The organism is Bifidobacterium margollesii, from assembly GCF_002860355.1.
In the GTDB taxonomy this organism is placed as follows: domain Bacteria; phylum Actinomycetota; class Actinomycetes; order Actinomycetales; family Bifidobacteriaceae; genus Galliscardovia; species Galliscardovia margollesii.
In genome coordinates this window covers 21271-32597 of sequence record NZ_NMWU01000027.1, presented here as the reverse complement: position 1 = coordinate 32597, position 11327 = coordinate 21271, and the positions used below count along the sequence as shown (strand labels likewise).

General features: G+C 60.3%; 9 protein-coding genes and 1 tRNA gene. 7 read left to right on the top strand and 3 right to left on the bottom strand.

The features are described 5' to 3' along the window. Positions 1-492: IS30 family transposase (locus Uis1B_RS08005; protein ID WP_133124893.1), on the top strand; the 492-nt coding region annotated here is incomplete at its 5' end. On the opposite strand, the gene Uis1B_RS08000 is transcribed toward Uis1B_RS08005, so the two are convergent. Beyond that, positions 482-2017 (bottom strand): N-acetylmuramoyl-L-alanine amidase, encoded by a 1536-nt coding sequence (locus tag Uis1B_RS08000; RefSeq protein WP_165782802.1) that lies wholly within the window; start codon positions 2015-2017, stop codon positions 482-484. The genes Uis1B_RS08005 and Uis1B_RS08000 overlap by 11 nt on opposite strands. A gap of 479 nt (positions 2018-2496) precedes the next feature. Here Uis1B_RS08000 and Uis1B_RS07995 point away from each other — a divergent pair, with 479 nt between their 5' ends. From Uis1B_RS07995 to Uis1B_RS07985, 3 genes are all read left to right on the top strand, one after another. Then, positions 2497-3762, top strand: a complete 1266-nt coding sequence (locus Uis1B_RS07995) for a PfkB family carbohydrate kinase (RefSeq protein ID WP_101617228.1) — start codon at positions 2497-2499, stop codon at positions 3760-3762. 100 nt (positions 3763-3862) lie between these two features. Then, a tRNA-Ser gene (locus Uis1B_RS07990) sits at positions 3863-3951 on the top strand. Positions 3952-4256: 305 nt separating this feature from the next. Continuing rightward, on the top strand, positions 4257-4937 hold the full coding sequence (locus Uis1B_RS07985) for a DUF3800 domain-containing protein (RefSeq protein ID WP_101617226.1): 681 nt from the start codon (positions 4257-4259) through the stop codon (positions 4935-4937). A gap of 347 nt (positions 4938-5284) precedes the next feature. On the opposite strand, the gene Uis1B_RS07980 is transcribed toward Uis1B_RS07985, so the two are convergent. Then, positions 5285-6589 (bottom strand): YhgE/Pip domain-containing protein, encoded by a 1305-nt coding sequence (locus Uis1B_RS07980; protein ID WP_165782801.1) that lies wholly within the window; start codon positions 6587-6589, stop codon positions 5285-5287. Between the two features lie 204 nt (positions 6590-6793). Between Uis1B_RS07980 and Uis1B_RS07975 the strand changes: the two genes are divergently transcribed. The 3 genes from Uis1B_RS07975 to Uis1B_RS07965 all read left to right on the top strand — a co-directional run bounded on the left by Uis1B_RS07975 (position 6794) and on the right by Uis1B_RS07965 (position 9435). Beyond that, positions 6794-7375, top strand: a complete 582-nt coding sequence (locus tag Uis1B_RS07975) for a TetR/AcrR family transcriptional regulator (protein ID WP_101617223.1) — start codon at positions 6794-6796, stop codon at positions 7373-7375. Between the two features lie 61 nt (positions 7376-7436). Next, complete coding sequence (locus Uis1B_RS07970) at positions 7437-8162, top strand: TetR/AcrR family transcriptional regulator (RefSeq protein ID WP_101617221.1); 726 nt, start codon at positions 7437-7439, stop codon at positions 8160-8162. A 130-nt stretch (positions 8163-8292) separates the two neighbouring features. Then, positions 8293-9435, top strand: a complete 1143-nt coding sequence (locus Uis1B_RS07965) for a hypothetical protein (protein WP_101617219.1) — start codon at positions 8293-8295, stop codon at positions 9433-9435. Between the two features lie 452 nt (positions 9436-9887). Here the strand turns inward: Uis1B_RS07965 and Uis1B_RS07960 are convergent, their stop codons facing one another. Continuing rightward, entirely contained in the window at positions 9888-11183 is a 1296-nt protein-coding gene (locus Uis1B_RS07960) for an ATP-binding protein (RefSeq protein ID WP_243390317.1), read from the bottom strand. Between the last annotated feature and the right edge of the window lie 144 nt (positions 11184-11327).

The following is an 11327-nucleotide window of genomic DNA, read 5'->3' as shown; positions in this document are numbered from 1 at the left end:
GACACCGTCGTCGGCGCGTCCCCGTCGAAACGGTGCATCGACACGCAGGCCGAACGCAAGAGCCGCAAGCTGTTCGCCCGGTTCATCCCCGACAAGAGCGCGCTGGCGACCGCGCGCGCCGAATACGACATCTACAGCCGGATCCCCGCGCCCGCGCGCATCGACCGCACGTGGGACAACGGCACGGAGTCCTCCTGCCACCTGCTCGTGGACGAGGCGCTGGGCATGCTCACCTACTATGCGGACCCGTACTCCTCGTGGCAGCGGGGCACGAACGAGAACCGCAACGGCAGGATCCGGCGCTACCTGCCCAAGGGGACCAGCTTCGACGACCTGTCGGATGCGGACCTGCAGGCCATCGTCGACGAGATCAACGACACCCCGTTGAAGGTCCTGGGCTGGGAAACGCCCAACGAGGTTTGGTACCGCGAGCTCGGCAAGGTAATGTCAAAGACAAGCCACCCAGAGACGAGTGTTGCACTTACAAATTGAATCCGGGCACGTACCATGCGGTTTTCTCGCTTCGCCATCCCGCACGGATCAGCATGTTGTGCTCCGCGCGATTCATCGTCCAATTATGGTTGCCGTTGTTCGGATTGTATTCGCGGAACACCGGGACGGATCCTCGCGCACCCCACGCAGCAGCATGGAACGACACCCCCTCGTATCGCCATCCCGCGGACACCGCGTTGATGACCTCGGCGAACGACGTGGTGTAATGATGTAGACCGGAATTACGGTTGTATACGCGATACACCGGATTGCCTGACTTCTGACCGTCCAGCATCAGCTGCACGGTGTTTCGAATCGTGCCCATGCGATTCCACACCTGCCTGCCGGGGCAGTCCGTGTAGTTGGCGGGATCGGAATGGTGGGATGCAGCGCCGTGACCGGTGATCCGATCCTGACGGCCTTTGTATTGGAACGTGTCCTTCGCGCTTCTGATGTGCAGCCCCTGGAACTCCCAGGCGATCGCCGCGGACAGCGAGTTGATCGACGCGTTGCTCGGCCCGGTGACGTCGTACGTGCCGAGCAACGCGACGCCGAACGTGGCGGAATTGAATCCGCGAGAGTGTGCGCCGATCACCCGGCTCGCCCGCACCACCTGATTCGGCACGCCTTCGTCGCGTCCCTCCCAGATGCCGCCGAACCGGTCGACGAGCAGGTTGTAACCGATATCACCCCAGCCACGGCCCCCGTTGCTTGCCGAGGCGTGGAAATTGTAGATGCCGTTGATGATCGCCGGCACCTCGGCGCGGGAATAATAGTTGCGACCATCGGTGTGGTGCACCGTGGCACCCTGCCATTCACCGCTGCGATTCGGCGTCCAGGTCATCGGTGCGTTGCCGGCACGCCACCATTCCTCACGGGTGTGAATGCGCCCCGCATAGGTATTGGCAGCCGTGGAGGCTTGCGAGGCGCCGCCCGCAACCGAGGCATTCGAACCACCGTCAGCGGCGCCGGCAGCGGCATCCGCTCCGCCCGACTCTCCAGACACGCCCGATGCGGAGTACCCGGAATCCACCGCGATCAGCTTCGCCGCGGTGATCGTCTGCCCGGCCTTTGCGGTAAGACGCGCCTCGGCACGGGTCGCATCCCCCACGTAATACGGCACGCTCACGCCCATCACGCCCTGATCGCCATCGACGGATTCCACCGTGTCCCAACCGCTCCACGTCCCGCCGTGACGATACCGGATCTGCAGGGTCGGCGCCGTCGCCGGATCGGTCATATTGGTCTGCGCCCACGTCACGCCGACCGTCGCCAACCCGGTCAGATCGGCAGCGGCGGTCAATGCGGACGACGAGGCCGCCGCACTGCCGCCGGACGGATTAGCCGACGATCGACCGGCCGACGCGAACGCCGACTCATGCGTCTTGGCCGCATGGTCCGCGCTGACATGCGAAACGACGTCATCCCCCCGACCGGAAGAGGCCGGAGAAACCGATTCCGCGGCATTCGCCACACCCATCGGCATCAGCAGCCCCATTAGCCCGGTCGCTACGACAACGCCCATACCCACTCGTCTCAATATTCCGAAACGATTTGTTCCACGACGATATCCACTCATTCCAGACCCCTCTCAATGGTCAGTCATCCAACAGCATATGCCCCGACGAAGAACTTCACATGATCGCAGTCACGGAGCGAAACCTCCCCGATGCCGATCTCGTCACAACCCCCGCAACCTGCCCCTCGGGCGCGCCCTGCGGTTCTGCGGCGCGACCCCGGTACGATCCCGATACGCTCCCGCGCAATACGGCACAATCATCCGCGATGTTGATTGCCCGACCGGCAATGCAGGGCCTACAATGATCAGCAGAGTCAAGACCGAAGGCGAAGGGGCCAGAGGGTGATTCGCAGTATCCACCGATATTCGACGTCATACACCGCAGTCCTGCGTAGTCGATCCGGCGTACGCATCCCGGCGTATCCGCGCACGCGGAGAACCTTCTCGCCCCTTGAAACCGCGGCCGTGTTCCCAAGGAGGTAGCCATGTCAGTCGTCAACACCAGCATCACCGGAAAAACGGCAATCGGCCACGACAGCGGAAACGGTCAGGGAAATGGCAGGGCGAGCGGCAGGGGTCCCGGCAAGGTCATCTCACTGGGCGAGGTCGCTGTGGACATCATGATCGACGTGGACAAGCTCCCCCATCCGGGTGGATTCTCGTTCGCCGAAGGCAATTACATGACCGTGGGCAGCAGCTACGGCACGCTTCAGGCGTCCGCACGGCTCGGGGTCGAATCGCAGCACGCCGGAATCATCGGGAACGGACCGTGGGCCACCATGATTCGTCTGGCCATGGAACGGGACGGCATCGCGCATATCGGCCAGGATCGGCTCGACGAGGATTCCGGTTTCCGCGTGATCGTGGGCGACGGCGGCACCCGCAAAACGGTGGTCGTGTCGTACGGGGCGGAGGCGCATGGCGAGGCGGACGCGTTCGACATGGTGGAGCCGGAGCCGGGAGACGTGGTACACATCAGCGGCAATGCGCTGGTGAATCGTACGGCGAGCGCGGTGTATGCGTTTGTGCGACGGACGGATGCGCACTGGACCGATTACGGCGGCGGACTCGGCGGCAGCGAGGGAGATACGCATCGTTTGATTGCGCATGAGATCGCGGCCGACGTGGAATCGGATGATCGGCCGACTGATTGGTCGGATGATCGGCCGGATGATTTGTCGGCTGAGCTATCGAGACGGCCGTTCCATCTGGTATTCAATCCGATGGGTATGAGCGGGTACATCAATGCGTCGCTGCTGGAGACGCTGATTTTGGCGAAGCCGATATGGTCGTGCAATAAGCAGGAGGCGCGTATGCTGGCGCATCGGCTGGGCGCGGCGATCACCGAACCCGAGCCGATCACCGTAAGCGGCAGCACCGACGCCGCCATGCCGGAATTGTGCGAGGCGCTCGGTGCCGTGCTGGGCGCGCCGCTGATCGTGCGGACCGGCGCCACGGGTGCGTGGTTGTGGGAGCCGGGAGACTGCGGTAGCGGCAGCGACAGTGCGGACGATTCGACATTGCTGCACATTCCCGGATATGCGACCAAGGCGCTGCACACGCAGTCCGCCGGACGGTGCCATACCGGAGCGTTGTGCGCCATGCTGGCTCGCGGCGCGGACCTTGAGGATGCGGTGGAGCTGGCCAATGCGGCCACATCGATTGCGGTTTCCCGCGCGAACGAGGGTAGCGGCGCTCCGGAGTGTCCTACGCTGGAGGAGGCGATGGCGCTGGTGGAGTCCGAGGCATAGCGAACGGCGCGCCGAACACGCCGAGTTGGCATCTGGAAAATTCTGTGTTATCTTATTCGAGTTGCCTAGCGAGCGTTCTCACGTGCTGGCTAGTGCACACGGAGGATTCGCCTAGTGGTCTATGGCGCACGCTTGGAAAGCGTGTTGGGTGAATAGCCCTCACGAGTTCGAATCTCGTATCCTCCGCCATCGCCCTTTTCCCACCCAAAGGAAAAGGGCTTTTTCATTGCCGAAACGGCGGAATTGCAACGTTTTTCGGTGTTTCTGCCATTTCGGACACTCTCCGTTTTGACCCGTCTCGACTCGTTTTCTGGGGTATCGATAGTTGGTACAGCATACAAAAACCAGCACGCCTGATTTCCTTCACAGCCAACCATTGCTTTGCAATCCGGGTCAGCATCTGATACTGTGTCTCGTACACAGGTCCGCAGCAATGTGAGACTTCCAAGAGCCGGGGGTAATCCCCCGGCATTTTTCATTTTCGGAGAGATGCTATGGCTGAAATCTCGATCTTCGCCGACGAGAGCGGCGAGCAGGGATTCCAGTCCAAGTATTATGCGCTGACGCTGGTGTTCCACGACCAGTCCGAGCCCGTCATCCCTATGTTCGAAGGCTACGAGCAAACGCTCCGCGACGCGGGGCTGCCGGACATCCCCATGCACACCTCGCCGCTGCTGAACGGACATGACGCCTACCAGCACCTCGGCATCAGCCAGCGCAAGCGCCTGCTTACCTACTTCCTGTCTATGCTGTTCAAACTGCCGGCACGATACGTGACGCTCATCTACCGGAAAGCCGACTACGAGACACTGGACCAGCTGGGCGCACGCATCAAACGCGATATCGTCAACATCGTGTTCGACCATCTGGCGCTCTTCCAATGTTTCGACGCCATCAAGGTGTACTACGACGGCGGACAGAGTCTCATCACGCAGGCCATTCACGGCGCAATCAAATATGCGCTCTCGAAGCAGGCCATCGTCTATCGCAAAGGCTTGCCGACCGACTACCGGCTTGCACAGGTGGCAGACTTCATCTGCACCATCGAACTGACCGCACTCAAGTACGAGAATCACGAACAGACCGCGACCGACGAACGTTTCTTTGGATCGACACGCACCTTCAAGAAGAACTACCTCAAGAAGGTGCGAAAGCACCGGCTGACAGCCCGATAGCACATTCACAAGGCCAGGAATCAACGCGATAACCATAGCCACAAGCCTTTGGATTCATCCTGAGAGTCTTCATCAAACTGCATATCCCAAGAAATTAACGGCCGAACCATGCGCATGCTTCACAGCGAAGCCAATCCCGCCGAGGAAACGGACGTGAGAGCCGGACAGCCCGAGTATCTTAAGAGCCGGCTCTCACGCTACTTGTACACGCTGAAATCTGGAATCAACCACTTCGCCAGGGATTCGGAGTTCCAATCCAAGCACTGCACACTGACGCTGGGGTTCCACGACAAGCCCGATTCGCGATACACCCGCGGCTTGGGATCGGGCGCTGCCAAGCGGCCCGTTCAGGCGACGGCCGTCGCGGCGGTGGTGGCGCCGACGGTTCCGGCGGCAAGCTCGTCCGCAACCGGTTCCTTGGACGACAGGGCCAGACCGACGGCGGCAAGCACCGCGCCGATGAGGATGCACGTCATCATCGCGCCGGAGTTGGCGTTGAGCACACCGTCGCCGAGGAACACGATCGAGCGCACGCCATCGACCACGAAGTGCGCGGGCGACCAGGGCAGCACCCAGTCATGCCACAAAGCCGGCATCATCTCGGGAGCGATGTAGGCGACGCTCATCGTGCCCATCAGCACGAACATGGCCACCGTGCCGAGCGGGAAGAGCAGCGTCATGGCGCCTATCAACATGCACATGATGCAGAAGCTGCACAGCCACAGGAACGGCAGCAGCGTGCCCCATGGCAGGGTCATGCCGCCGATCACGCCCATGAGGAAGCACGCAAGACCGCCCACGCACAGGGACAGGATCGCCGCGTAGCCGATCTGGATTCCGAGACGATGGGCGCGCTCCCTGCGGCTGGCGCCGGATCCGACGCGGGTCATCATGAACATGATCATTGTGCAGGAAGCCGACATGGCCACGATCGGCGCGACGGACAGCTGTCCGAGCATCGAGGCGCCGGTGCTCTTGCCGAGGTCGTAGTCATGGACGGAGGACGTCTCCACCTTCACGCCCGATTCGGCGAGCTTCGCGCTCATGGACGAGGCCAACTGCTGGGTCACGGAGGCGTTCTTCGCACTGTTGGTAATCAGCTCGACGGTCGGCTTGTCCGCCGAGGAGCCGGACTGCGCCTGCTGCGCCTGAGCCATCGCTTCCTGTTGCATCTGTGTGATCTGCTCGTCGCTCATGCCTTGGGCCTTGGCCTGCGCGAGCTTCTGTTGCAACGCCTGCTGTGCCTGGGCTTGCTGTAGCGCCGCCCTCGATTCGGCCTGCTTGGCCGCAAGCTGTTTGGCGGTGAAATCCTTCGGAATTACGATGGCGCCGTAGTAGTCATTACCCTCCAGAGCCTTGTCGAGCTCCGCCTTCGTCTCGAAGACGGTCCAGTCGATCGGGGATTCCCCATCCTCCCCGGACGCGTCGGAACCGGTGAGCCTGTCCACGATCTGCTTACCGGCGTTGACCTCGACGTCGGCATTGCCGGCGCCCTCGTCAAGCGAGACGATGGCGAACGGCACATGCTCGGGCGTCGCGTTGAGCATGGGATAGAACATGAAGCTCCACAGCGCGAGGAACGCGCACAGCATGCCCAACGGGGCGAGCCACTTCACATTGAATTTGCCCATAAGCGTCTTTAACTGTTTCAAGACGACCTCTTTCCACACCTATAAACGACATAACGTCGGCTTATAATCACTGAATTTCCAATATTTATTGATAGACAACGCGTTATCGATGCATTACACTAAGACACCACGGAACGATCATCAATACCCACCATGCGACACAGTGTCGGGCGATGATCGCACAGCGAAGCAGCAACGCATCAGGAGCACGACAAAGGAGCACCCATGGTCATGAAGCAACCCGAGGTCACCGAACGGACCCGCAAGAGGATGTGCCGGGCGTTCTGGCACCTCTACGCCAAACAGCCACTCGACAGAATCACCGTCAAGCAGATCGCCGAACTGGCCGGATACAACCGCGCCACGTTCTACCAGTACTACAGCGGCGTGCGCGACCTGCTCGACCAGGAGGAGGACCGGCTCATCGCCGAACGGCACCAAGCCATGAACGACCGGATCATCGACATGCGCGGCACCGACGACATCCGCATCAACCTCACGTTGTTCCTCGAACAGACGCGAAAGGACGCCCCCTACATTGCGCTGCTCATCGGCCCCAACGGCGACCGGAAGTTCATCGACAAGCTCCGGGACGTCGCCTCGCCACTGATCCGGCCAATCATCGCCGGCAACGACAGCGACAACACGCAACCGACCGGCAAAACCGGCGAATACCTCACGGAATTCTATCTGGGAGGCATGCTCACGATGATGCGCGCATGGCTCGCCGACCCTGATCCCATGCCGCTCGCGCAGATGGTGGAACTCGTCATCGACACTTTCATGCCCGGCGTCACCGCGGAATAGAACATAGGCACACATGCACACACGAGCCGGCCTTACCGTCCAACCGAAAAGGGAGTCAGCCATGTCAAACAGGAACACGCAGCACAACGCCACGTCGAACAGCACAGAGACGAAGCGCGATCTTCGAGTGCAGAAGACCTATACGGCGCTCATGCACTCCTTTCAGGAACTGCTCGCACGCAAGCGGTTCGATGACATCACGGTCACCGAACTGTGCGACGAGGCGATGGTGCGCACCGCCACCTTCTACAAGCACTTCCGAGACAAGTTCGACTTCTTCGTGTTCATGGTGGATGAACTGCGCACCGAACGTGGCGAGATCGCGCAGGAGGCCGCCCTCCCCGAATCATCCCCCGAGGACTACTACCTCAACATCGTGCGAAACGCACTGGGACTCCTGAACGAGCACCGGACGCTGTTTCATGCCCTCGACTCGGACGCTATGGCAAGCGTCATGGTCGAGACATCAGGGGCGCATATCCGCGAACAGTTGGTACGGCGCCTGCACGTCGACGCATCCAAAGGACTTCGTCTTGCGGCATCACCCGAACTCACCGCGGAACTCCTTATCGGCGCCATCAACCAAGTGATACGTTGGTGGCTCTCCAGCCCCGCACCCGAACCGGTCGAACGCCTCGAGGAGGAGCTTACCCCCTTCGTGCTGCGGCTCATCGGGCGAGAGGACGGCATACAGGGCCGACAGGGCAAACCAGACAAGCAAGACGGCTTGGAACCCCGCCGGAGCGCAAACGCCACCGACCGGACCAATTCGCCAACAGTTCGTTGACCTTTACACCGAATCAGTCAATTATCTTGCGAACACCCACCGGATGATCATTGCCGACCGAGTATCAGCGGTTTTACGATTACAGCAAATAAATGAGTAATCGTCAATTAACTACTGAAAGGACAATACTATGAGCAAGGCGATGAATCCGATTCGACTGGAGAACACGCCTTCCGACTTCGCCAAGCGAGGCGTCAGGCAAGGGCCCGTGGAGGTCTGGGAGGACGGCCGCCGCGACGATGACCGCGCAGGCGCATACGAATGGTGGTACTTCGATTTCATGATGGACGACGGCACCAAGGTCGTCATCCACTTCCACACCAAGCCCGTGCGCAAATGCGGCAAGAAGGGCTACACGCCCTCCCCCGGCATGGCCGTCTACCTGCCGGACGGAACCAAGTACGAGGACGAGCCACTCTATAAGGCCGATGAGATCGCCATGGCCACTGACCGCTGCGACGTCAGGATGGGGCCACACACCGTCCAAGGCGATCTGAGCACCTACGAGATCCACTACGAACCAGTCAACGGCATCGGCGCGGATCTGACGCTCACCTCGATGTCATCCCCGTGGCGGCCGGGCAACGCCTACTTCGACTTCGGCGACGGTCGCTACTTCACTTGGCTGTGCGTGGTGCCCAAGGGACGCGTGACCGGCACCATCCAGTACGAGGGAAAGACCCACCGCGTGAACGGCTACGGATACCACGACCACCAGTGGTGCACCGTCGACCATGTCACCGCATTCAACCACTGGTTCTGGGGCCGACAGGCGTTCGGCGACTACACGATGCTCAACTTCCAGATCGTCACCAGCAAGCACTACGACTATCAGAAGATCGCCATGACCGTGCTGGAGGACAAGGACGGCAATGTGGTCTTCGAGAACACCGACCCGGCCAACGTCACATGGAAGGTCACCGAGGAATACACGCAGCCTGAAACCGATACACGCTATCCCAAGCGCTCCCTGTTCATCATCGACAGCGAACAGGGCCACATGACGTACGACGTGGACGTGCTGCACGAGATCGGATACATCGACGCCGCGGCCATGCTGCCCAAACCTATGGTCTGGGCGCTGGAGCGCAAGGGATTTCACCCCACATATGTACGCGAGGCGGCGCACGGCGTCATGGACTTCACGCCACGAACGACCAAAGCAAACGACATCGAAACCAAAGAATCCATCGACAGCGAGACGCTCCACCGCGAATCCGACATGATTTATGAGTTCATCTACCCCGGTATCACCTACCTCGAGCACATCTGAGAGCACATCCGACCAAGCGATCGGTTCGGAGCATATCCCCGGCACCACCCGCACGGCGATCGGCGACTTTGCACGCGCCAATCACCATGCGTTTCAAACGACACGCCGAAAAGAGCGGCAAATTGAGCGGCAAGACAGTTGGTCGGTACGTCAGTTTTCGCCGGAATGCCGCCAGTTCCACGGCGTGAGGTTGTGAATCTCGTATCCTCCGACAACAGGGTTTTCAGAGAAATCTGAAAGCCCTTTTTTCATACCCGAAACGGCGGAATTTCAACGATTTCGCATAGCATCGCCCCTCCGATTTTTTCCACAGCGACCATTGCTTTGTGATCCGGGGCGGCATCTGATACCGTGCCTCGTACACAGGTCCGCAGCAATGTGAGACTTCCAAGAGCCGGGGGTAATCCCCCGGCATTGCCATTCGGCATAGCCGAGAACGAGAACCGACAACACTATCGGTTACGCAAGTACGCGCTCAGCCCACCAGCCGCCCAGAGGGGGATATTGACGAGCCAATCCTCCTCCCGGTAGCCGCTCAGGCTCAGTCGCAGCGCCCGCTCAAGGCCGAAGCGATCGTGCGCGTATCGCAGGCTTTTGGCATGCAGATTCTGTTCGGCCTTCACCTCGATGGCCCGCACCGTCCCCGCCTCCTCGATGGCGAAGTCGATCTCCGCACGCCCTTTCGGATTGGCCCAATAGGTTGGCGCGTACCCCTGGGCGACAAGCTGCTGACATACGTACTGCTCGGTCATCGCCCCTTTGAACTCGGTGAACAATCGGTTCCCATCGACGACGGTCGCAGGAGAGAGATTCGCCAACGCACCCAATAGCCCGACATCCGAAGTGAACAATTTGAATGCGGACACGTCGAGATAGGCACCGAGCGGAGAACGCAACGCATCGACACACGGCACACGGGTGACGACCCCGTAATCACGCAGCCACATGAGACTTTCTTCGAAATCACGGGCGCGCGCCCCCGGACGAACGACACCATAGACGAATTTGCGGTTTTCCTTTGCCAGCTGCGCAGGCATCGTCTGCCATACGAGCCTCAGACGATCGAGCAGACGCGCCGGCGCGTGCTTGGAGAAGTCAAGATCGTAGGCATCGAGTATGCCACGTTGTATGCCACGCACCGATTCGCCGTCCGCGCCGTTGAACCGCGCCAGCACAGCCGCCGGCATGCCGCCCGTAAACAGGTATTCCTTGAGCCTGGCGGTCAGACGGCCCGCGAAGACCTCGCTGATATCCGCCAACTTTCCTTGACCTATAAGACGGGCCAGCCCCTCTTCCCCTGCATTGTCGAGAAACTCAAGGAACGTGAGCGGATGCAGGGTGAGCATGTCGACTTTGCCGACGGGAAACGATGAATCGGGATGCTTGGAAACACCCATGGTCGACCCAGTGGCGACGACATGGTATTCGCTGGCGTCCTCGCGGAAGTATTTCAACGCAGTCAACGCACGGGGACATTCCTGTATCTCATCAAAGAAGATCAACGTGTCGTCGGGATTGACAGGCACTCCGGTGTACATCGACAGATTATCCACGATAACGCGGGGATCGAGATTGCCGGAGAAGAAACCTCTCGCATCATCGTCTCGCATGAAATCGATACGCAGAACACGCCGGTAGTATTCACGCCCGAATTCAGTGACCAGCCACGTCTTGCCGGTCTGACGCGCACCGCGGATCAACAGCGGTTGACGCGATGGACCGTCCTTCCACGAGACCAATGACCGCATGAGTCTTCTACCAAGTTTGGCGACCATGACTTCCCCTATGTTTTTGTGGTTGTCTCACACATTTTATCATCAAAAAATGTGCACAGCGACCACAAAAATATGGGCCTCACGAAATTGTCAACGTAAGCCGCATCGTTCTCGTCG

What these genes read in the sequence shown, in the direction of transcription:
- Uis1B_RS08000 (WP_165782802.1), bottom strand. Translation starts at nt 2,017, where the DNA reads ATGGGCGTTGTCGTAGCGACCGGGCTAATGGGGCTGCTGATGCCGATG.
- Uis1B_RS07995 (WP_101617228.1), top strand. Translation starts at nt 2,497, where the DNA reads ATGTCAGTCGTCAACACCAGCATCACCGGAAAAACGGCAATCGGCCAC.
- Uis1B_RS07985 (WP_101617226.1), top strand. Translation starts at nt 4,257, where the DNA reads ATGGCTGAAATCTCGATCTTCGCCGACGAGAGCGGCGAGCAGGGATTC.
- Uis1B_RS07975 (WP_101617223.1), top strand. Translation starts at nt 6,794, where the DNA reads ATGGTCATGAAGCAACCCGAGGTCACCGAACGGACCCGCAAGAGGATG.
- Uis1B_RS07970 (WP_101617221.1), top strand. Translation starts at nt 7,437, where the DNA reads ATGTCAAACAGGAACACGCAGCACAACGCCACGTCGAACAGCACAGAG.
- Uis1B_RS07965 (WP_101617219.1), top strand. Translation starts at nt 8,293, where the DNA reads ATGAGCAAGGCGATGAATCCGATTCGACTGGAGAACACGCCTTCCGAC.
- Uis1B_RS07960 (WP_243390317.1), bottom strand. Translation starts at nt 11,183, where the DNA reads ATGCGGTCATTGGTCTCGTGGAAGGACGGTCCATCGCGTCAACCGCTG.